The organism is Streptomyces sp. NPDC044571, from assembly GCF_040647115.1.
In the GTDB taxonomy this organism is placed as follows: Bacteria; Actinomycetota; Actinomycetes; order Streptomycetales; family Streptomycetaceae; genus Streptomyces.
In genome coordinates this window covers 15,428-36,501 of the sequence record NZ_JBEZBN010000006.1, presented here as the reverse complement: position 1 = coordinate 36,501, position 21,074 = coordinate 15,428, and the positions used below count along the sequence as shown (strand labels likewise).

The following is a 21,074-nucleotide window of genomic DNA, read 5'->3' as shown; positions in this document are numbered from 1 at the left end:
GCGGGCCCGGCCGGGGGCACGGCGTCGGCAGGGTGCACGGCGCCGGCCGTGAGCCGTACGAACCGCGGCCGTCACCGCCGCCACGCTCGTGTCGTGGCGGTGGGCGGCCGAGGAACCCCACCTGAACGAGACATGGCCGAAACCGGCTCATCCCAAGGCGAACGGCAAAACGTGCCACCCCTTGCGGTTTCCCCTCACGGATTCCGGCCTTTCTCTGCTCGGGCTTTCGAATTCGACCGAGCCGGTCCACTACAGTGCGCGCCAGAGCAAGGGGGATCGCGATGGACACGGACACAGCGACGGCCACACCCGCGAGCAGGCCGACGGCCGGCGCGCAGCACACCCTCGCCGGCCGCCCGGCCGTGACCACCGGCCTGTGGGGCCGCGCCGGACAGCAGGACTTCCGCAGCCGCGTCCGCGGCACCCTCCTCGGCTCCGCGATCGGCGACGCCCTCGGCGCGCCCCTGGCCGCCCTGTCCCTGGACGCCATCCGCGCGGCCCACGGCTCCGAGGGGCTGACCGCGCCCGCCCCCGCCCACGGCCGGCGCGGCAGCATCACCGCCGCCACGCAGCTCACCCTGTTCACCGTCGACGGGCTCATACGGGCGCACGTACGCCGTGACACCGGAGCCTGGCACCCGCCCACCGACCTCCACCGCGCCTACCGGCGCTGGGCCGCCACCCAGCACGACTGGGGCCCCGACGAACGCCGCAAGGACAACGGCTGGCTCGCCCGGGAGGAATGGCTCTACGCCCGCCGCAGCCCGGACCGCGCCTGCCTGACCGGCTTCGCCGACGAGGCCCTCGCCACCCTCGCCCAGCCGAAGAACCCCACCGACCAGGGCGCCGCCGCGGCCACCCGCTCGGCCCCCTTCGGGCTGCTGGTCGGCTGGGAACCCGCCCTGGTCCTCCAGCTCACCGTCGAATGCGCCGCCCAGAGCCACGGCCACCCCAGCGCGTACCTCTCCGCCGGGGCCTTCGCCGTCATCGTCCACGGCCTGACCCGCGGCGCATCCCTCGACTCCGCCCTCCAGCAGGCCCTCGGCCTGCTCGGCTCCCGCCCGGGCCGGCAGCCCGTCACCGACGCCCTCCAGCGGGCGGTCGCCGCCGTACCCGAGGGTGCCCCCTCCGCGGAGATCGTCGAATCCCTCGCCACCGGAGACGGCCGGAGCGCCGAGGACGCCCTCGCCGTCGCCGTCTACTGCGCCCTGGTCGCCGAGGACGTCCCGCACGGGCTGCGCCTCGCCGTCAACCACGGCGGCGACTCCACCGCCACCGGCGCCCTGTGCGGAGCCCTGCTCGGCGCCCTGCACGGCGAGACCGCCCTCCCGGGCGCCTGGCTCGCGGACCTCGAAGGCCGCGCCACGCTGCTGGAACTCGCCGACGACTTCGCCCTGGAGATGACCCAGGGCCCCACCCTGCACGGCCCGGCGGCGGACTCCCCGGTCTGGCCGGCCCGCTATCCCGTCGGCTGACACCCCCTCAACAATCCGGGCACGAGCCCGTACCGTGAGGTCTCGCCAAGCCCAGGAGCCCCGGAGCGCCACGGAGGTGCCCTCACCCATGCGGATCGCCACGACCATCTTCCTGACCGACCAGTCCGTCTCCCCCGTCCGCCTCGCCCGCAGCCTGGAGGAACGCGGCTTCGCCGGCCTCTACCTCCCCGAGCACACGCACATCCCGGTCAGCCGCGACACCGACGCGCCGATGGGCGGGGAGCTCCCGCAGATGTACGGGCGCACCCTCGACCCCTTCGTGGCCCTCGCCCAGGCCGCCGCCGTCACCGAGCGCCTCCACCTCGGCACCGGCATCACCCTGGTCGCCCAGCACGACCCGATCGACCTCGCGAAGCAGATCGCGACGCTGGACCACCTGTCCGCGGGCCGCTTCACCCTCGGTGTCGGCTACGGCTGGAACGTCGAGGAGGCCGCCGACCACGGCGTCGAGTGGCGCACCCGCCGTGAGCTGGTCCGCGACCGGATGGCCCTGATGCGGGCCCTGTGGGCGCCCGAACCGACCGCGTACGTGGGCCAGTTCTGCTCGGTCAGGGCCAGCGCGGCCCACCCCAAGCCGGTCCAGCCGCCCCGCGAACTCGCCCCGGGCGAGCCCCTCCACGGCCCCCGCACCCTGATCGGCGGCCAGGCCGGCCCCAAGCTCTTCGCGGCCATCGCGGACCACGCCGACGGCTGGCTCCCGATCGGCGGCGGCGGCCTCTCGGAGTCCCTGCCCGCCCTGCGCCAGGTCTGGGAAGCCGCGGGCCGCGACCCCAAAACCCTCCAGGTGGTCCCGTACGCGGTCCAGCCCAACCCGGGCAAACTGGCCCACTACGCCGACCTGGGCATCGAGGAGGTCGTCCTCCAACTCCCCTCGGCCCCGGAACCGGAAGTCCTCCGCGCCCTGGACGACTTCGCCCAATACCTCTGACGTCGCACCGGCGGCGCCGCTCGGCCCGGACCGTCTTGCCGATCAGCCGGTAACTGCCCCGCACTCGTGATCCACGGCCTGCCTCGGGGGCTTCACCACCACGGTCCGCGAGTTCCTCGCGAGCGTCTGAAGGCTGCCCCCGCTGCCTACGAGGCGGAGACCAGGGACTGGCTGGTGACCAGCTCCCGGTATGGGGCGCACTCGTCCATGAGGGCGCCGTGAGTCCCCGCATCCACCGCTGTTCCGGCGGCGAGCATGATGACGTGGTCGGCGTTTTGCACGGTCGAGAGCCGATGGGTGACGACCAGGACGGCCCGGGTCGCGGCCATGTCGTCCACGACCTGGCGGAAGCGCTCCTCGTTGATGCTGTCCATCTGGGAAGTGGGCTCGTCCATCAGGACGATCTCGGCGTCGGTGAGCAGGACGCGGGCGAGGGCCAAGCGCTGCCGCTGCCCGCCGGAAAGGTCGTTCTCCCGGCCCAGCACGGTGTCCAGGCCGTCCGGCAGCGCCTCGATGTCCTCCCGCAGTCCCACCGCGGCCAAGGCCTCGGCCAGTTCGGAGTCGGAGGCCGGACGACCGCACCCGAGCTGCAGGTTGTCGCGGACCGAGCCCTCCAGCAGGGTGAACTGCTGGTCCACGTACGCGATGCGGCGGCGCAGATCGTCGAGGGGCCAGTCCCCCACGGGGTGTCCGAGGACGGATATCCGGCCCCCGTCCGGGTGCACGAAGCGGTCGATGAGGTTGAGGGCTGTCGTCTTTCCCGCTCCGGAGGGTCCCACGAAGGCCGTCAGGCCGGTACGCGGCGCGCTGAATCCGAGCCCGGCGAGGGTCGTCGTACCGGTGTAGGAGAACGACACCGAGTCGAAGACGACTGCCGGTGCACCTGGTACCGGCTCGGGACGGGGCGTTCCCGGGGACCTGTCGTCCGATTCCTGTGGCAGGGAGAGCAACTCCTCGAAGCGCACCCGGGCGGCGAGCCCGGCCTGCAGGCGGCCGATACCGGTGGCGACCACTGTGACCGGCCCGACCAGCTGCAGGAGGTAGAGCAGGAACGCCGCGAAGTCCGGGGCGGACAGCTTGCCGTCGGCCATCCGGGCGCCGCCGCCGACGATCACCGAGACCAGGGCGACCTGCTGCCCCAGCCCCATGACGGGAGAGATGAACGACTGGAGCCGGGCTCCGGCCATGGAGGTCGAGGTGAGCTGCCGGGCGTCCTCGCCCAACCGGTCGGCCGCCCCCCGCTCGAAGCGGTAGGCCTTGATGGTGGTGAGCGCGGACAGGTAGGTGGTGAAGCGCTGGGCGAGTTCGCCCATGGCGCCCTGCTGTTCGACGACGTTGCGCTTGACGCGCACCAGGACGAACCCGATGGCGATGCCGGCGACGGCGAAAGACGCGATGCTGATGAGCACCAGCGCCCAGTCCAGGAACGCCATGACCGCCAAGGTGGCGACGACCGTCAGGACGGCGAGGGGCAGCTGTACGACTCCCACGTCTATGACTGCCCGCAGCAGGATGGCGTCCGAGGTGATCCGGGCCACGAGGTTCCCGATGCCCTGGACCCGGAGGGTGGCCATGGGCAGCCGCAGCGCGTGCGCCATGACACGGCGGCGCAGTCGCAGGATCATGTGCTCACCGACCCTGGCCAGGAGGTAGCCCGAGACCGCCAGCGTCACCGCTGCGGCGAGCGCCGCACCCGCCATCATCAGAATGGGGCGGACGATGGGTTCGTCCTTGGCGAACGCGTCGATGACCTCCTTGACGATCAGCGGCACGGCCAGGGTGCCGGCCGTCGAGACCAGGGCCAGCAGCAACGCCACGGCGAGCATGCCCCGGCCCGAGGCGAGGATGTCGGCACCGATGCGGATGTTTGCCCGAGGCCGACTCGTGGACGGCGGCACCTCAGCGCTCCGCCGCGAGCGTGACCAGAGCGACCGCTTCGCCGAGGCCGAGACCCGGAACGGCCTGGCGAAGCTTCTTGATGGTGCGGGCGCTGGTGTCGCCGGCAGGGACGCCGGCTTCGTCGAGGTACTGGCGTGCCCAGCGGATCTTGATGTCGGTGTCGCTGTGTCGGTACTCGTCCAGCAGGGACAGGGCGCGGCGCAGCCCGGGGGCTTCGGACTCGTCCGCGGTGGAGGCGGCCTGCTCGATGGCAGCCCGCACAGGGTCGAGGTCGTGGAGGACGACGAGGTTGATGCCGTGGGTTTTCACAGGAGGCTCCTTCGGGAGGTGGGCGACGAGGACAATGGGGGCGGGGGGTGGGGTGCGTGCGGGCCGGCCGCCGGCTCAGACGCCACCGTCGAGTGCGGCCAGCCCGTCGGTGTCGATGTAGCGGATCGCGGTCCGCGCGTAGAGTTCGAGCTCGGGGTGCCAGCCCACGTATGAGGCGAAGTCGTGGGCGTGGGTGAGCATGCGCAAAGTCGCCGCCCGCCCCGCGACGATCGGGTCGACGGGGACGCCGTAGCCGGCGAGCAGCGCCTTTGGCAGCTCGGAGAGGATCGGCCGTGGCACGAGGCGATGGACGGCGGTCATCCGCAGTTCCAGCAACTCGCCGAGCATCCATCCGAGATCGAACCCGGCCGGACCGAGGGCCAGTTCCTCCCCGATGAGCAGGGCCCCGGCGGTCGGAGGCGGGGCGCCCCCGTCGGTGAGTCCCTCCTCGTCCGCGGAGTGCCGGGCCGGCCCCGCTGGGAGCACGAGGGAACCGGTGCTCGGCGCACCGTGCAGGAGCGTCGCGTCCGGACCGGGTCGGGCGAGGTCGCGGCACCAGTCGCGGACCGCGGCCCAGCGTGTCGCGCCGACGCCGTCACGCAGCAGGCCGTGCATCCGGGCGGCGGCGCGGGGGCCGTGCCCGCCGTCCATCCAGGCGGCCAAGCGGGCCGGTCCGACAGGGCCTCCGGTGGCACTACCGGGAGGTGCGGGGTGGGAGTGCAGCAGCCTGAGCACCTTGCCGACGGACCGCATGGCCCCGGCCAGGCGCACGCTGTCGGCCGGTGAGGGCTCCGACCACAGCACCTTCGCTGCCGTGGTCGAGCCCGGGACCGCGTAGCGCAGTCCGTTCCCGGACACGGTCGGCAGGCTGAGGGTGAGGAGGCCCGGGCGGGCCAGGGACGCCACATGACTCCGGGCCGCAGCGGAGGGCGCGGTGAGGGGCGTCGGCCGGTCCAGGCCGGCGCCGCGCGTCCACAGGAACGTGCCGTCGCCGAGCCGGTGGATCGTCGTGCGCTGGAATCCGGTCGCGAACATGTCCACGAGGACGGGCTCTGTCACGGGTTCGGCTCCGTCCGCTCGCTCCGCGCCGTGCCTTCCGTGGCGACCCCGGTGTCCGTGGCCCCGCCCGCGGCGGCGGCCCGCAGCCGCTCCGCGGCCAGCAGGACCTCGGGAAGCGGCGCGGCGGTCGCCGCATCGGGCTTGCCGGTGGTGATGCTCACCCCGGGATGGGGCGGGACGACGTGGACGTTGGCCCGCCGTTCGAGGGCCGCCATGTGGGACTCCCACGCGGCCGAGGCCAGGGCTCCGGGCGGCAGGGCCGGAGCCAGCACGATGGGGGCGCGCGTGCACTGCAGCGCGAGCAGTACCGGGGTGTCCGCCACTCCGAGCGCCAGGCGGCTGGTGAAGTGGAACGTGGCGGGATGCACGATGACGGTGTCCGCCCACTCGGCCATCTCGACGTGGGCTGCGGACTTCTCGGGTTCCTCAGTCCAGGAGTCGAGCTGCGGAGTGTGCCCGGCGAACACCGAGAGCGCTGTCGGCGTGACGAACTTGGTCGCGGACCGGGTGATGATGGTGCGTACGGCCAGTTCGGGGTAGGCGGCGCGGAGCCAGTGCACCCACATGGGCATGAACATCACCCCGAGGGAGCCCGTACCCACGTAGAGCAGCCGGCGGGCGGTGAACGGCGGTGCCGCGGTGGGGTTCTCATGCATGGCGGCCGTCCACCGCGGCGAGGATCTGCTGCATGTCCGTCATGGCCGCCCCCATGCCGAGAGCGGTGTAGACGCCGCAGACATTGAGGATGACCTCGCCCACACCCGCCGCCCGGTACCGGTCGAGGCCGTCCGCGATCTCGTCGGGGGTGCCGGCGACGAACGTGCCGGAGGAGACGAGGAGCGCCGCGCCGCCCTTGGTGTCCGCCGGGTCGGCCGGGACGCCCGCTTGGCGCAGCATGTCGGTGTAGTGCGGGCTGCCCAGGTGGGCGTAGGCCGCGGAGTGGGCTATGGCCTCGATGTCGCGGCCGGGGCGTCGCACCGCCACGTGGACAACGGTCGCCACACGGGGAACGGGGCGCTCGGCCTGCGCCGCCCCCTGTTCCAGCGCGGGAACGAGTGCCTCCTCGATGAACCGTGGTGGAGTCAGCCAGGTGATGGCGACATCGGCGACCCGGCCCGCCGCGCGGGCCATGGCCGGGCGCAGGACCCCGAGCCCCAGCTCGACCGGGGGCGCGTCCATGACCGGCAGTGCTCCGTGCGTGCTGTGCTCCAGCCCGTCGGTGTCGGCCCCGCCCCGGCTCTCGATCAGTTCCCGCATCGTGGTGATGTACTGGCTGCTGACGGTGACGGGCTTCGGCAAGGGGGCGGTACGGACCATGCGCTGGAACGCCTCCCCTCCCGGGCCGATGCCCGCCACGAACGGCAGCCCGGACAGTTGGGCGACGGAGCGGGCCTGCACCGCCGCGTCGTACGGATGACGGAGACCCGCCAGGGCGACCGAGGTACCGAAGGGGATGCGGATCCCCGCTCCCGCGAGCGCGGCGAAGACGTGGTGCGTCTCGACGCCCAGGGACTGCCCCAGCCACAGACGTCCCGAGCCGCGCCGCTGGAGCAGTTGGGCGAAGGGGAGGACCTGCGCGACCTGAGTGGGCTGGACGGGGAAGACGATGCTCGTGGTGTGCGGGGAGATCACAGGAACTTCTCCGTCTCGAAGGGGGTGGGGGAGTCTCCGATGACGACGCCGTGGAAGTCGTCGGGATCGAAGAAGCGGCCGGCCGCGGCGGCCACGTCGTCCTCGGTCACCGCGGTGAAGTCGTCCAAGATGCGGCTGATGCGCTCGGGCTCCTGCCCGGTGGCCAGGGCGAGCATCAGGCTGCTCGCCCAGCCCTGCTGGGAGGAGGCCGCCAGAGCGGTCATCCCGGTGACGTACCGCCGGGCCGCCTCGATCTCGGCCGAGGTCGGCGGTTCCGTGCGCATGCGCCGCAGTTGCGCCCGCAGGTGGTCGAGGGTCCTGCGGCCGTGCTCCGTGGCGGTGTCGGCCTCCACCGCCACGACCAGTTGGTCGAGGTGGTCCCGGAAGATCGACTCGCACCGGTAGGCCAGCCCGTGCCGTTCGCGGACCTCCGCGACCAGGCGCGAGGAGAAGTACCCGCCGAAGACGATGTTGGCCAGCGTCAAGGCCGCGAAGCCGGGGTCGGTGCGGGCGAGTCCCGGGCGGACCAGGCGGATCTGGGTCTGTGTCGCCCCCGGTCGGGGCACCCGGGCGATAGTGCGGGCGCGCGGCTGCGGCAGCAGAGGACCTCCCGTCGCCTCCCACGTCGTCGTGCCGGCCGCTTCCCACTCCGCGAAGGCTCGGGCCACCTGCTCCACGGCCAAGTCGGGATCGAGATCGCCCACCAGGATCAGCGCCGCCCGGTCGGGCCGTACGCACTGGCGGTGGGCCAGGCGTACCTGTTCGTGGCCGACCGCGGCGAGGTCCGCCTCGCGCGGCACGTCCTGCATCTGCGGCAGCGGCCCGTAGAGGTGTTCCACCAGCGCCTCGGAGGCGATGAGTTGGGGCTGCGCGCGCGTGGCGGCGAGTTGCCCCCGGGCGCGCACCGTGACCGCGCGGACCACGTCGTCGGTGAAACGAGGGCGTGCCAGGGACCGGGCCAGGACGTCCAGTTGCAGAGGAAGGAGCGAGCTGGGGCCGGAGCCGGCGACGCCGAGCCACCGCGCGGAGCGAGTGGCGGACAGGAGGCTTCCGGATGCGGCCAGACCGTCGTCGGCCGGTCCCTGCTCCCCGGCCGCGGTGTGCCCCAGCAGCGATGCGGCCAACACTTCCTGGACGGCCGCATCGGCGAACGACTCCACGTGGAGCGGGATCGCCAGTCGCAGCTCCGTCATGGGGGTGGAGGCGTGGCGGGCGGCGATGACGCGCAGCCCGTTCTCCAGGCGTACGTCGGCCAGCGGGGGCAGGGCGACCGGGACGGGGGGACCGATCGGGGGGAGCACGCTGCTGCGGTTCACCGGTGGACTCCCGTGGGCGTGATGAGGGACAGCACGGCGCGCCTGCCTCTCGCGAGGTGCGCCGCGGCGGAGCGGATGTCGTCGGCGCTGACGGCCGCGAGTCGTGGGGCCAGGGTGTCGACGAGTTCCGGGGCCCCGAAGAGCAGCTCGTAGGTGCCGAGCGCCCGGGTCCGTACGACGAGGTTGTCGAATCCTCGCCACGTTCCGGCGGAGGCCAGTGCTCTGCCCTCCTCAAGCTCCAGCCCAGTGGGGCCGTTCGCCGCCAGCTCGGCGATCTCGGTGTCGAGGACGTCGAGGACCGTGTCGACGGGTGTGGTGCGCGGGTGCATGGCCAGGACCACCAGGGTCTCGGGGGACCGGGCGCGCAGCGGGCCGAACAGTCCGCAGCTGCTGCTGACATCCGTCATGAGCCCGCTCCGGTGGGCCGTGTGCCGTCTCAGGCGGGCGGAGTCCCGTCCGGTGAGCATCTGGGTCAGCACCATGTGACTCAGGTACCGGGGCAGCGAAGTCGCCGGATCGGGCAGGCGGTAGCCGAGAGCAGTGGCGGCGAGCACGGCATGCGGGTCACGGTGTTCGCCCCGCAGCTCCCCGGCCGGCTCGGGCTCGTCGAGGAACGGAGGCGCGGGGCGGGGGCGGGCCGGGATGCCGCCGAAATGACGGTCCGCCAGGTCCAGGGCGTGCCGCGGATCGACGTTCCCGCAGATGGTCAGGACCGCGTTGGCCGGGGTGTAGTACGTCTCGTGGAACGCCTGACACTCCTCCAGCGAGGCGGCCTCCAGGTCCCCGAACGAGCCGTAGCCGTTGTGGGCGTTGCGGAACTCCCGGTAGAGGACCCCGGGCAGCACGGTCCAGGGGAATCCGCCGTAGGGCTTGTCCGTGACCGACTGCCGGATCTCCTCCTTGACCACGGCGATCTGGGTGCGCAGCGTCTCCTCGGTGATGCGCAGGGCCCTCATCCGGTCGGCTTCCAGGAACAGCAGCCGGTCCAGCGCCGATGCGGGCAGCACCTGGTAGAAATCGGTGTAGTCCTGGTGGGTGGAGCCGTTGGCGGTCCCGCCCGAGGCTTGGACGTGGCGGAAATGATCGGCCGGCCCGACGTGTTCGCTGCCCTGGAACATCACGTGCTCGAAGAGGTGCGCGAATCCGCTCCGGCCCGGAAGTTCAGACCGGAATCCGACGTCGTAGTGGACGGCGACGCCTACGGACGGCATGCCGGGCAACGGCTGCACCACGAGGCGCAGGCCGTTGGACAGTGTTGAGCGGATCACTGGGGCGCGGGACATGTCGGCACTCTAGGAATGCGCGGCGAGGCCAAAGTAATGCCGTCCGGCGCATTACTTTGCCCAGGAGAACCACGCCCGGCCGACCGCGGTGCGGCAGCGAATTGTCGTACGGACACGGCGCCCGCACGGGAAAAGTTATCCCGATACTTTGCCCTTGCCGAGATCCACGGGAAGTGCCTACCGTGCCGCCGCGTGACAAGAATCCAAGGAGCTCCCAACAAGGAATCCGCGCCCACCCGGTCCCGGTACGCCCCCGCCGATCTCGCCGGAGTCCCGGAGGTCGCGGCGTTGCTCGGCGCGCTCGGCCTGGGCGCGTTCGACCCGGACGACGTGACGTCCCGGGTGGGCCGCAACGACAACTGGGCCGGTACGACGACGACGGGCGCACGCGTCTTCGTCAAGCGGCTGAGGGGCCCGGAGCCGGCCGAGGCCCGCAGCCGGTACGACCGCATCCTGGCCTTCGAGGCACTGGCGGCCCGCCACCCGGGATCGGCCCTCATCGGTCCGTCCCTGCTCGGCTCCGACGCCGACGCGATGCTCGTCGTCTTCGAACTCTTGGAGGACGCCCGTTCCGGGTCCGAGCTCAACGCCGACGATGCGTTCGACGAGGAGTTGAGCCACCAGGCCGGACGGCTCACGGGGGAGTTGCACGCCCTGCCCGCGGACGCGGGCCTGCTGGACACGACGCCACATCCGATGCCCCCGCTCCACCCGCACAACGCCGTGTCCCTGAGGGGCCTGCTCTCCTCGACGTTCGGCGAACTGGAGACCTGGAGGCTGATCCAGTCCGACCGGAAGGTCGTCGACGCCCTGCACCAGCTGCGCGCCGCCGAGGCCGCGGTGCAGGACCGCAGGCCGATCCACGGAGACCTGAGGCTCGACCAGTTCCTCCTGACCCCGCAAAGGCTGCTTCTGACGGACTGGGAGGAGTTCCGTCTCGGGGACCCCGCCCGGGACCTCGGTGCCGTCATCGGCGAGTGGCTCTACACCGCCATCCACGGCATTCCCCGCTCCATCGGGGACACCCCCGGGTTCACCTTCGACCAGCAGACCTCCCACGAGGAGATCCTCGAACACGGGGTACGGGAACTCGACCGGCTACGGCCACGGATGCGTGCCTTCTGGGCCGGATACCGCTCCGTGCGCGGCGCGGCCGCGGACGACGGGCTGCGTATCCGCGCCGCCTCGTACGCCGGGTGGCACATGTTCGACCGCATGCTCGCCACCGCGATGGTCGGTGGACGCGTGATCGCCGCCGATCGGGCCGGCGCGGGCATCGGGCGGAGCATCCTGCTGGCGCCCGAGAGCAGCACCGACATCCTGGGACTGGGAGACGCACTGTGATACCGATGACCACCGATGCCCTCGCTCCCGCCCTCGTACGGACCGCCCGGGACATCTCCGTCTCCTCCGACGGACTGAGCGCGACGATCGGATCGGAGTCCCTGGAGGCAGACGCGCCCGGCAAGCTGGCGGGGAAGCTGTCGCAGACCCTGTACCAGCTGGTACACACGGGTAAGGACAGGGCGGAGACCACCCGTCCACGGAGCCTGCGCGATCCGGAGTTCGACCGCCTGCTGACCGAGGCCATGCCGCACTCCCACACGCTCGCCGACGCGGTCGTCCGCGAACGCACCGATGACGGCATGCTCGTGGCGGAGCTGGGCGGACTGCGCGTCCTCCTGCCCGCGGACACGCTCGTGGGCGAGCCTCCCGCGAAGCTGCCGAGCGCTGCGGCGATACGGCTGCCCGCGGCCCGGCCGGCCCTGTCCACCGGGTTCTTCCTGACCGACGGCTCGGCGGGCACAGGTGTCGGCCGAGGGGCGCAGACCCTTCGTGTGTACGTCCACGTCACCTCGGCGGAGGCGGCACCCCGGGTGTGGAACACGGTGCTGACGTACCTGGAGGAAAGGCGGCTGGTGTACCGGGCGAAGATCACCTCCAGTCCCCAGCTGTTCCCGCGACGCGACGCCCTCGTCGTCTACCTGCCCCCGCAGAGTTGGTCGGCCGTTCGGGGGATCGGGGCGTGCGTGTCGGGTCTCGACGGGCTGGGTCCGGACACCTCGCCATTCGCCCACCAGGTGGTGCCCGGCGTCGCCGTCGCCTGGGAGCCTCAGGACCCCCGTCCCGGGATGCAGGGCCTGAGTTTCGGTGAACACCGAAGCGGTGCGCTGGCCCAGGCCATGGTCAAGCACCGGGTGCGGCCCGACGGCGTCGGTCTGGAGGACACGCTGCGGGAGGTGTTCTGGGACGCCGGGATCGACCCGTTGGCGCCGGCCCGCAACCTGGCCTCACCGCCGCTGCCCGACCTCGGGCTGTCGTAGGCCGCCGCGTGCTGCGCTGTCCGACCGCGTCGGCAGCCCTGCGGATCCGGGCGGTCATGAGCCTGCTGTCCCGTGCGGAGCCGCGCGATGCGCTCTGCCGGCGGTTGGGCGTGTGCTCCCCGTGTCTGGAGGAGTGGGCCGATGCGTTCTTGACTCATGCCCTCCAGGGCCTGACGTCTCCGGGCGCTCCCGTGGACCGGTACGAGGTGCTTGCCAAGGAGGCGGACGCCCTGGCCCGAGGGCTCGACGAGACACGGACGGAACTAGAGGTGTGGGAAAGGCTGGTCCGCCGCGCGACGAGCAATTGAGGACAACGGCGGATATCGAAGAAAGGGACCCGTGGGCACGGGTCCCTTTCTCGTGTCCGGAATGCCGGTGCCCGGCCGGCGCATCGAAAGTCGTGCCGGACGTAATTTGTTGTGGCGTCCCGAAGAATGTGCAGCTCAGGGCTTTGCGGAGAGAACCAAGCCATAAGTTTCCGGCTTCTTCGGGCGGGGCCCGCGTGGTCAACTGATTCCCGCAAAGCACATTCCGATGCACATACGAGAGAGGCCAGACGTGAACGCCACTCAGCTGATCGCCGGTTACACCGCTTACACCACCGCCGAGGAGTTCGGCGGCACTGCGCAGGGTGACGCCCCGGCGACCACGCCGTCGATCCTCAGCTTCATCGACATTTCGAGCCCCGCGTGCGGTGCCGCCGTCAGCGCCGTCAGCGCCGCCTCCGTGGGCGCCACCGCCCACGTCGGCTGCTGATCCACCCACCCCACTCACATCTCAGGAGAAGTTCCATGAACGCCAGTCAGCTGATCGCCGGTTACACCGCTTACACCACCGCCGAGGAGTTCGGCGCCACTGCGCAGGGTGACGCCCCGGCGACCACGCCGCTGACGGTCACCACGGTCTCCTCGCCCGAGTGCACCGCGTTCTCCGTCAGCGCCGCGAGCGGCGTCCTGACCAGCGTGTCCATCACGCACGCGGCGGGCTGCTGATCCACTGGGAACGGGGTGGAGCCGCCGAAGGGCATTCGGCGGCTCCATCCACCGGTCCCAGACCGTGTTCTCCGGAGCCGTCGTACTTTCCCTGCGAGAGGATCGCGTGGAAAGTACGGCGGCTCCGGCGCGTCCGGCCCGCGGTACCGGGTCCGGGGCGCCCGGCTCAGCCCAGGCTAGCGCCACGCCCCCGGGCCTGATCGGCGATCTGCTGCAAGGCCGAGAGATGGCCGGCGAGATTGCTTCGGCCGGTACCGGTCAGCGTCAGCCAGGTGCGGGGGCGTTTGCCCACGTACCCCTTCCGCACCGCGACGTACCCGGCGTCCTCCAGGGCGGTCACGATCTTGCTCAGGGCGGAGTCGGTCAGGTCCAGCCCGTCGCGCACCGCCTTGAACTCGGCCTCCGTGCAACTGGACAGGAAGGCGACGACCGCGAGTTTGCTGGGGTGTTGGACGACCGCGTCCAGCTGCGGCAGCGGATCCGGTCCGATCATGCCGGGCTGCCGTTCCTCAAGCGCACCAGCTGGAACCAGACAAGTACCCCCAGACCGATCCCGGCGACCGCCAGACAGCCGACGACGCCGGCGAACAGCGCCCCGAAGCCGCCGGCGACGAACGGCAGCAGCGCGGGGAGCTGACGCAGCGTCCGCTCCCGCGTGGTGCCCGCGGGAGCGGGCACCACGCCACCAGCACGGACCGTGGAAGCGACGGCGAGAAGGCAGAGAACAAGACAGATGACGGCCGCGACGAGGAAGGCCGGTTCGTCACGATATTTGTACGCGAAGCCGAAATTGACGAACCCTCCGGCGAGCAGCAGGCCGGCCGCCGGGGGAAGCCAGGAGGGCATCGGGCGGGGGCCGCGAGCGGCGTGACTTGCCGAACCGGCCACCGTGAGAGCCGAGTTCGCCTCATCGGGAGTGGGAAGGTTTTCCATGCCTCCACCCTGGCACTTACTTTCCCGCCAGGCAAGTAGTTTCTCGGACGCGCGGTTTGCCGGTCGGGCCGGGCGCTCCCTAGGCTCGACCTTGATCAACGAGGGCGACGACCACCTGCGCACCGGGCACGTCCCGACGCGGGCGCCCGGAACCGCGCGATGGGGGATCTTTCATGAACGGGGGCCGGAGCCTCGGGGAACCTGTGGGCGAGCACCCCTCGCCGGCACGGGCCGCGCAAGGCCACCCGCTCTCCGGAACGACGGTCGTTCCCGTGCGGGGGAACCGACGGGGTTTCGACCGAACCTGAAAATGCGGTGACACCAGCCTGCGACGCCCTCTTTTCGATTGGGCGGAGCAGGCTGTTCGCGCTGTCTGAAATCAGGTACTCGCACTGCGGGACCCCTCTGAAGCGTTCCTCAGATCTTCCTCAATGAACTTGCAGGCGCAGGGGGAACGTAAACAAGATGTGGCGCACACGCTTCGTTGTCGGGTCCGCGGCGACCACCGGTGGACAGCGCTTTACGACAACGAAACAGACCGGGGGAGAGGTTTCTACGTGCCCAGACCACCCGTAATACCTCCAGAAGAGAAGGCGAAGCTCGTACTGACCATTCTGTCCGGCGACCTGTCCGTGTCGCAGGCAGCCAGCAGTGTCGGCGTCTCGGAACAGGCGGTCGGCAACTGGAAGCGTCAGTTCATCAGCTCCGGAACCCAGGGACTCGAAGGCGGAGTCAGTCAGAGCAGCGAGCGGGAACGCCGCCTGCTCGCCCAGATCACGGAGCTGAAGACGGCGCTCGGCGAGGTGTACATCCAGCTCAGGGCCCGGCGGAACGCAGTGGACCACCATGCGGTCCCTTCCCGGACCTCGACGCCGTACGGAGCGAATGCGGGCTCAGCGTTTCGAGGTTCTGCCAGATCATCGGCATAGCCCGCAGCACCTATACACAAAGGCGTCTGACCCACGCCAACAGCACATCAGAACGAAAGTTCTCCACGGGGGACGAGTGAAATCCGATCAGGCAGTACTTGAAATAGAAGGAATCTCGAAGCGTTACGGCAGTCACGTCGCGCTCGACAAAATGGAATTCAGCGTAGGAGCCGGAGAAGTGTTCGGCTTCGTCGGCGGCAACGGCGCCGGCAAGACCACGACCATGCGCATCATCATCGGGGTACTGGAAAAGGACGCCGGAGCCGTCCGATGGAGCGGACGCCCCATCGACGCAAGGACCCGGACCTCATTCGGCTACATGCCGGAAGAACGCGGTCTCTATCCCAGGATGACCGTCGGCAACCACCTCGAATACCTCGCGCGGCTGCACGGGATGGACCGGCATGCCGCCCGCACGGCCATGCACACCTGGACCGAACGGCTCGACATCGGGCAGCACCGCGATCGCGCGGTCGACTCCCTCAGCCTCGGAAACCAGCAGCGCGTGCAGCTGGCCGCCGCCCTGGTGCACGACCCTCGGTTCCTGCTTCTCGACGAACCGTTCTCCGGCCTCGACCCACTGGCCGTCGACACCATGAGCAGCGTCCTGCGGAGCAAGGCGGACGAGGGGGTCCCCGTGCTCTTCTCCAGCCATCAGCTCGACCTCGTCGAGCGGCTCTGCGACCGCGTGGGCATCGCGAGCAAGGGGACGATGGTGGCCTGCGGCCCAGTGGAGGAACTCCGCGCCGGCGCCGACAACAGCGTCTACATCGAGGTCGACGACGCCCCCGGCGACTGGCCCGCATCCCTCCCGGGCGCCGATGGCCTCACCGCCCACCGACAGGGCGCGGGAATCGTCCTGGGTCTGCCGCACGGCTTCGACGAGAACCGACTCCTGCACCACGCCATGACGGTGGGACGTGTCGTGGCCTTCCACCGCCAACGACCGTCCCTCGCCGAGCTCTTCCGCTCCGCCGTCACCGACGAACCGCAGGAGGCGGCATGAGCCCGGCACAGAAGACGGCGGTCGCGGCATCCGCGCGCACCGCGGTGTGGCTGGTCACCTGGCGGGAGATCCACGCCCGCGTCGGCACCCGCTCCTTCGTGGTGGGAACCCTGGTGAACATCGGAGTCATCCTCGGGCTCCTCTTCGCCTTCGGCTCCCCGGACAGCGAAGACCAGCCCGTCGTGGTGGTCGCGGGCACGCCGGTGGCGGCCTTCGCAACGGGGGCGCCGGGCAGGGACGCGGCACGGTGGGAAAGCGCCGCGGACGCCGCCGACGCCCGCCGGAAGGTCACGGACAAGGACGCGGACGCCGCCCTCGTCACCGACGGCGACCGAACGCGGCTCATCCTCCGGCACAACAGCCCGTCCGCAGCCCGGGAAGCAGCGGCTGCGGCCGCGGAACGCTGGGCCACATCCCGCGCACTCCAGCAGCAGAACGTCGACGAGGAACGGATGCGCGGTCTCGTGGCCGAGGCCCTTCCGGCCCCCGAACTCGTCGGCGACCCGGTGCCGGGCGGAGCAGGGCTCGGCGCGGCCCTCGGCGTCGTGACCATCTTGTTCTTCCAGCTCTTCGGCTACGGGATGACGGTCGCCCAGGGCGTGGTGGAGGAGAAGTCGACCCGCGTCGTCGAGGTCCTGCTCGCAACGCTCACCCCTTTCCGCCTCATGACGGGCAAGGTGCTCGGCATCGGCGCGGCGGCGCTCCTCCAGACCGCGCTGTTCGGAGCGTCAGTGGTCCTCGCGGTTCGCTTCGGGCACGTCCTGCCCGCCACGTTCCCCGCGACGGTGACGATGGCCGCCGCCGTGGCCTGGTTCGTGCTGGGGTTCGCCTTCTTCGCCTTCCTCTTCGCCGCCGCCGGCTCCCTGGTCTCGCGTGCGGAGGAGGTCTCGGGAGCCGTGATGCCGGTCCTGATGGCGACACTGGTGCCCTACGGTGTCGCGGTCGCCGCGGCGATGGACCTGACGGCCCCGTGGGTGGGCGTTGTCCAGTACATACCGCCGTTCTCAATGCTGATCATGCCGTTGCAGGTGAGCGCGCACACCGCGGGGTGGACGGAGAACCTGGCCGCAGCGGCCTTGATGGCCGTTGCGGCGGCCGGCCTGGCGGTCGGCGCAGCCCGCGTCTACGAGCGGTCGATCCTGAGGATGGGATCGGCCATCCGCTGGAGCGTCGCCATGCGCGGCCACCGGGAGCCCCTCGCCGACTGACGCGGTGCCGTACTGCCTCGGGCCGCCGGCCCGAGGCAGTACGGCGTCCCCGCTCGCGCGGGAGACAGGTGACCGTCGGCGCCGCCCCGCACGTCGCCCGCAGATCCCGCTCTGTCACGGCTGACGAAGCTCGGCCCAGACCGTCTTGCCGATCAGCCGGTCCGTGACGCCCCAGCCGGTGGCCACGGCGTCCACGATGCGCAGGCCGTACCCCTCCTCCGCCTGGTACGCGTGCGGCCGTACCGCCGGCCGGCGGTCGCCGCGGGCATCGGAGACCTCGATGCGCAGGGCGTCGGCCTCGGGGAACAGCGTCATCCGCAGCTCGAAGTCCCGCCCGGGCACCGGCCCGTGGGACACCGCATTGGCGGCGAGCTCGGCGACGACGAGTCCGGCGTGGTCCGACAGGACGGTGCGCTCGGGGACACCCCAGCCGTGCAGCTCGACCAGCGCCAACTGCCGCGCGAGGCGGGCGCCGCGGCGGGTGCTGCTGAAACGCTGCGTGAACGTGCGTACGGGGGTCTGGGTGGGGGTTGCGGGTGCGGTCATGGGTTCAACGTGCCGTGGGGCCGTGCCGGTTCCCCAGAAAGCCGACCGCTACTTTTCATCTGTACGAGTTCACGCTCTGGACAGTAGCGGTCACGGCTCGTGACGATGGGTCGGGAGGTGACCGCGATGGCGAGCCAGGACGACAGCGGTGACGGCGAGGTGGAGCCGGACAGCGACCTGCGGAACTTCGGCGAGACCGTGAAGGCGTTTCGCAAGCGAGCCGAGCTGACCCAGGAGCAAGTGGCCGATGTGGTGCGGTACTCGGTGCAGTACGTAGGCTCGGTCGAGCAGGGCCGCCGGCACCCGTCCGCCAAGTTCGTGAGCCGGGCGGAGGAGGCACTGGACGCCTTCGGCGTCATCCGTATCGCGGCGAGGCAGTTGCAGCGCCGACGGGGGCTCGCGTCGTGGTTCAGGCGCTGGGCCGAGCTGGAGGACATCGCCGTCGCGCTCAATACGTACGAGTGCCGCTCGATCCCCGGCCTGTTACAGACGGAGGCGTACGCCCGCGCCCAGATCGACAACGTCCCGCCCCTGGCCGCGCCGGGGGAGGTCGAGGCACGCATCGCGGCCCGCACCGAACGCCAGAAGCTGCTCCACCGAACCCCCTACATCGCCTTCAACTTCATCATCGAGCAGTCGGTGATCGAACGGCAGACCGGCGGAGTGGAGGTCACGCGCGAGCTGATCGACCACCTGCTGGAGTGCGCGAAGCTGCCCAACGTGGACATCCAGATCATGCCGACGATCCAACCGCTTCACGCGGGCACCGACGGCCCCTTCCAACTCCTCGAAACCGAGGACAACGAGTGGCTGGGCTACAGCGAGGGCCAGAAGACGGGTCACGTCATCTCGGACCCGAAAGCCATCAGTGTGCTTCACCAGCGGTATGCCAAACTTCGCATCCAGGCCCTCAATCCCGCAGACAGCGTGGGCCTGTTGATGCGATTGCGAGGATCCCTGTGAACAGCTCACCGTTGCGGTGGTTCAAGAGCAGCTACAGCGGAAGCCAGGGCGACGACTGCGTCGAGGTCGCCCTGTCCTGGCACAAGTCGACCTACAGCGGCAGTGAAGGCGACAGCTGCGTCGAGGTGGCGCAGTGCGCCGAAGCCGTGCACATCCGCGACTCGAAGCTCGCGGCGAGCCCCGAACTGGCCGTACACCCGACGACCTGGACGGCTTTCCTCAGCGGAGTCACGGGGACCTGAGCTCCGGCGCGACGGGGTCGGAGGAGGGCCGGGGGCTGCCCGTCAGTCTCACTGTCCTTCCGCGTCCGCCCGGCCCCTCAAGGGCGCTCCTTCGTCGCGTCGCTACGCGATGGCCTGCGGCCACCCTTGACCGACCGGCCCGCCGCGGAAAGACAAAGACTGTCGGGAAGCCCCCGAAGGAACGGCATGGGGGACAGATCGACACACGGGCACGTCAGCGGTGCCCGGGCAGGCTGACGGGTGCGTCAGATCGCTACGCGCTCCTCTGGTCCCGGCGGCGGCCGGCCGTCCGGGGCCGGACATGGGCCGCCCACGCACCGCACATGGGCAGCCTGTCGGGCGTCTGCGACGAGGACGTGGGCGGGCGATCACGTGAGAAGCCGGATGACCAGGGGTACTGCGGTGGCCCCACCGTTTGTCCAACCTCTGCTGTTCATATGAGCTGAGGCGGAACGGCATGAGGGAGGGACCGGCCGGACTGGTCCTAGCCGGTGACCCTGGCGGTGAAGGAGTCCAGATTCCCCAGCGAGCGCGCGATCTTCTCGTCCACGTCCACGGTCTCCTCGTGACGCCCTCCCCGCAGCTTCGGCTGGCGCTTGCCACGGATGTAGAGGGAGCAGGCGAGGTCGGCACAGACGTAGATGCCGACGGTGTTCCCCTCACGACCCCGGGCGCCCGCGAGGGGCGCGACGAGCAGGGAGACACCCGAGGCCGCGTGGGCGGTCAGACAGATCTGGCAGACGCTCGACTTGATGGCGCTCGTGCGGCTCACACTCGGCACACGGAGCGTGATGCCGATGGGCTCGCCATCCGCCCGCGGCCGCACGATGTGGGCGCGAAGGGGCGCGCCCGGGTCCACCCAGCCGAGGAAGTCGAGGTCCTCCCAAGGGAGCTGGTCGAACTCCTGCGGCAGCTTCATGCGCGCCGCCTCGCCCTTCGTGCAGTTCACGAAGGAAGAACGGATCTGTTTGTCGGTGAGCGGCTCCATGAAAAGGGACCGTACGCGGCAATAGATGCCCCGGTCATCTTGTTTTCCCGCCGCCGAGCAACCCCAGACGGCCGTCGGACGCCATGCCGGGAGGAGCGCGTAGCGATTTGAGGCGGTGGTGGCCCCTGCGGGCCCCGGATGCCCATCCGATTGGCCCCGCGGGCATCGCCCCCGAAGCTCCCCCCGCCCTACGCCGCCCCCTCCCAGAACTGCGACAGCGCACCCTCCCTGTACGGAGCCGGACTCACGCTCAGTTCGCCCGCGAACGGGCGGTCCAGGACCATCACCAGCAGCAGGCTGAAGCCGATCAGCGCCGCCACCGCCGAGACGAACAGCAGCTGCATCTTCAGGCTGCGCAGGCCGAACAGGAACGTGAGCGGGAGGATCACCAGCGCGCCCCCGTACACCAGCACCTGGAGGAGCACCGGCAGGGACGTCTCGGCCATCGTCACGCGGGCCCGGCGCTGCGCCGCGACGTCGTTGATGCGTTCGGCGGCTTCGCCGTAGAAGGTCTCGTTGCGCGCGCCGGCGGGTTCGTACGCCTGGAGCGCCTTGTACAGCGCGTGCGTCTGCTCGGCAGTGGCCTCGTAGCTCGGGTGGCCTGCGCGCATCAGCGGCCACTGGATGTCGACGACGGCGTGTACGTAGTCCCCCACCGCACGGTCCACACGGGCGCGGTCGGCAGCCGGGAAGGCCTCGGCGCTGCGGACGACCAGGGCGAGATCGGTGGCTTCGGTGGCGACGGTGGTCTGGGTGTTCTCCAGCTGGGTCCACAGGGTGACGACGACGAAGGCGAGGATGATGCCGTAGATCGCGCCGAACATGCCGAGGGCGACGCCGACCATCTCGTTGTGCTCGCCGCCCGCCAGGTGCGGGAAGCGGCGGCGGGCGGCGAGGCTGCCGATGACGGCGAGGGCGACGAAGCCGCCGACGAGGAGCACGCCGAGGGTGAAGGTGCTGAGGGTGTTGAGCAACCACAGGATCATGCGCTGATCAACGACCAGCCTGGCGCGAGGTCCCC

General features: G+C 70.9%; 23 protein-coding genes. 11 read left to right on the top strand and 12 right to left on the bottom strand.

Translation table 11 applies throughout. The annotated features are described in order from the left end of the window. Positions 1-362: 362 nt before the first annotated feature. Positions 363-1,475, top strand: coding sequence for an ADP-ribosylglycohydrolase family protein (locus tag AB0B01_RS04820; protein WP_361713131.1), 1,113 nt, complete (start codon positions 363-365; stop codon positions 1,473-1,475). An 88-nt stretch (positions 1,476-1,563) separates the two neighbouring features. After that, complete coding sequence (locus AB0B01_RS04815) at positions 1,564-2,424, top strand: LLM class F420-dependent oxidoreductase (RefSeq protein ID WP_361712924.1); 861 nt, start codon at positions 1,564-1,566, stop codon at positions 2,422-2,424. Between the two features lie 146 nt (positions 2,425-2,570). On the opposite strand, the gene AB0B01_RS04810 is transcribed toward AB0B01_RS04815, so the two are convergent. From AB0B01_RS04810 to AB0B01_RS04780, 7 genes are all read right to left on the bottom strand, one after another. Next, positions 2,571-4,322, bottom strand: a complete 1,752-nt coding sequence (locus AB0B01_RS04810; RefSeq protein ID WP_361712923.1) for an ABC transporter ATP-binding protein — start codon at positions 4,320-4,322, stop codon at positions 2,571-2,573. A 1-nt stretch (position 4,323) separates the two neighbouring features. Then, positions 4,324-4,632, bottom strand: coding sequence for a hypothetical protein (locus AB0B01_RS04805; protein WP_361712922.1), 309 nt, complete (start codon positions 4,630-4,632; stop codon positions 4,324-4,326). A 75-nt stretch (positions 4,633-4,707) separates the two neighbouring features. Then, a complete protein-coding gene (locus tag AB0B01_RS04800) occupies positions 4,708-5,691 on the bottom strand; it encodes a hypothetical protein (protein WP_361712921.1) in 984 nt (327 codons plus the stop codon). Then, positions 5,688-6,347 (bottom strand): flavoprotein, encoded by a 660-nt coding sequence (locus AB0B01_RS04795; RefSeq protein WP_361712919.1) that lies wholly within the window; start codon positions 6,345-6,347, stop codon positions 5,688-5,690. Before AB0B01_RS04795 ends, AB0B01_RS04800 begins: the two co-directional genes overlap by 4 nt. Continuing rightward, a complete protein-coding gene (locus AB0B01_RS04790; RefSeq protein WP_361712917.1) occupies positions 6,340-7,323 on the bottom strand; it encodes an LLM class flavin-dependent oxidoreductase in 984 nt (327 codons plus the stop codon). Before AB0B01_RS04790 ends, AB0B01_RS04795 begins: the two co-directional genes overlap by 8 nt. Further along, positions 7,320-8,639, bottom strand: a complete 1,320-nt coding sequence (locus AB0B01_RS04785) for a pitrilysin family protein (protein ID WP_361712915.1) — start codon at positions 8,637-8,639, stop codon at positions 7,320-7,322. Before AB0B01_RS04785 ends, AB0B01_RS04790 begins: the two co-directional genes overlap by 4 nt. After that, on the bottom strand, positions 8,636-9,922 hold the full coding sequence (locus AB0B01_RS04780) for a pitrilysin family protein (RefSeq protein ID WP_361712913.1): 1,287 nt from the start codon (positions 9,920-9,922) through the stop codon (positions 8,636-8,638). The genes AB0B01_RS04785 and AB0B01_RS04780 overlap by 4 nt, the downstream gene beginning before the upstream one ends. 192 nt (positions 9,923-10,114) lie before the next feature. Here AB0B01_RS04780 and lxmK point away from each other — a divergent pair, with 192 nt between their 5' ends. The 4 genes from lxmK (at position 10,115) to AB0B01_RS04760 (ending at position 13,238) form a co-directional block, all read left to right on the top strand. Continuing rightward, positions 10,115-11,266, top strand: coding sequence for a class V lanthionine synthetase subunit LxmK (gene lxmK / locus AB0B01_RS04775; RefSeq protein ID WP_361712911.1), 1,152 nt, complete (start codon positions 10,115-10,117; stop codon positions 11,264-11,266). Between the two features lie 5 nt (positions 11,267-11,271). Beyond that, positions 11,272-12,246, top strand: a complete 975-nt coding sequence (locus AB0B01_RS04770; RefSeq protein ID WP_361712909.1) for a T3SS effector HopA1 family protein — start codon at positions 11,272-11,274, stop codon at positions 12,244-12,246. Positions 12,247-12,804: 558 nt separating this feature from the next. Continuing rightward, positions 12,805-13,002 (top strand): LxmA leader domain family RiPP, encoded by a 198-nt coding sequence (locus AB0B01_RS04765; RefSeq protein ID WP_361712907.1) that lies wholly within the window; start codon positions 12,805-12,807, stop codon positions 13,000-13,002. 35 nt (positions 13,003-13,037) lie between these two features. Beyond that, the gene (locus AB0B01_RS04760; protein ID WP_329202929.1) at positions 13,038-13,238 is read left to right on the top strand and encodes an LxmA leader domain family RiPP; all 201 of its coding nucleotides are present in this window, start codon (positions 13,038-13,040) and stop codon (positions 13,236-13,238) included. A 166-nt stretch (positions 13,239-13,404) separates the two neighbouring features. On the opposite strand, the gene AB0B01_RS04755 is transcribed toward AB0B01_RS04760, so the two are convergent. Next, positions 13,405-13,731 (bottom strand): transcriptional regulator, encoded by a 327-nt coding sequence (locus AB0B01_RS04755; protein ID WP_361712905.1) that lies wholly within the window; start codon positions 13,729-13,731, stop codon positions 13,405-13,407. Then, positions 13,728-14,171 (bottom strand): hypothetical protein, encoded by a 444-nt coding sequence (locus AB0B01_RS04750; protein ID WP_361712903.1) that lies wholly within the window; start codon positions 14,169-14,171, stop codon positions 13,728-13,730. The genes AB0B01_RS04755 and AB0B01_RS04750 overlap by 4 nt, the downstream gene beginning before the upstream one ends. 467 nt (positions 14,172-14,638) lie before the next feature. On the opposite strand from AB0B01_RS04750, the gene AB0B01_RS04745 reads away from it, so the two are divergent. From AB0B01_RS04745 to AB0B01_RS04735, 3 genes are all read left to right on the top strand, one after another. Beyond that, a complete protein-coding gene (locus AB0B01_RS04745; protein ID WP_361712901.1) occupies positions 14,639-15,100 on the top strand; it encodes a transposase in 462 nt (153 codons plus the stop codon). 151 nt (positions 15,101-15,251) lie between these two features. After that, a complete protein-coding gene (locus tag AB0B01_RS04740) occupies positions 15,252-16,106 on the top strand; it encodes an ATP-binding cassette domain-containing protein (protein ID WP_361712899.1) in 855 nt (284 codons plus the stop codon). Continuing rightward, a complete protein-coding gene (locus AB0B01_RS04735) occupies positions 16,103-17,314 on the top strand; it encodes an ABC transporter permease (RefSeq protein ID WP_361712897.1) in 1,212 nt (403 codons plus the stop codon). The genes AB0B01_RS04740 and AB0B01_RS04735 overlap by 4 nt, the downstream gene beginning before the upstream one ends. A 114-nt stretch (positions 17,315-17,428) precedes the next feature. Here the strand turns inward: AB0B01_RS04735 and AB0B01_RS04730 are convergent, their stop codons facing one another. Then, complete coding sequence (locus AB0B01_RS04730; protein WP_361712895.1) at positions 17,429-17,860, bottom strand: ATP-binding protein; 432 nt, start codon at positions 17,858-17,860, stop codon at positions 17,429-17,431. A gap of 126 nt (positions 17,861-17,986) precedes the next feature. Here AB0B01_RS04730 and AB0B01_RS04725 point away from each other — a divergent pair, with 126 nt between their 5' ends. Both AB0B01_RS04725 and AB0B01_RS04720 read left to right on the top strand, forming a co-directional pair. Next, a complete protein-coding gene (locus tag AB0B01_RS04725; protein ID WP_361712893.1) occupies positions 17,987-18,823 on the top strand; it encodes a helix-turn-helix transcriptional regulator in 837 nt (278 codons plus the stop codon). Further along, a complete protein-coding gene (locus AB0B01_RS04720) occupies positions 18,820-19,065 on the top strand; it encodes a DUF397 domain-containing protein (RefSeq protein ID WP_361712891.1) in 246 nt (81 codons plus the stop codon). Before AB0B01_RS04725 ends, AB0B01_RS04720 begins: the two co-directional genes overlap by 4 nt. 484 nt (positions 19,066-19,549) lie before the next feature. Here AB0B01_RS04720 and AB0B01_RS04715 read toward each other — a convergent pair whose 3' ends face one another. After that, positions 19,550-20,053, bottom strand: a complete 504-nt coding sequence (locus AB0B01_RS04715; RefSeq protein ID WP_361712889.1) for an FBP domain-containing protein — start codon at positions 20,051-20,053, stop codon at positions 19,550-19,552. Positions 20,054-20,241: 188 nt separating this feature from the next. Next, the gene (locus AB0B01_RS04710) at positions 20,242-21,039 is read right to left on the bottom strand and encodes a DUF4239 domain-containing protein (protein WP_361712887.1); all 798 of its coding nucleotides are present in this window, start codon (positions 21,037-21,039) and stop codon (positions 20,242-20,244) included. Positions 21,040-21,074: the final 35 nt, after the last annotated feature.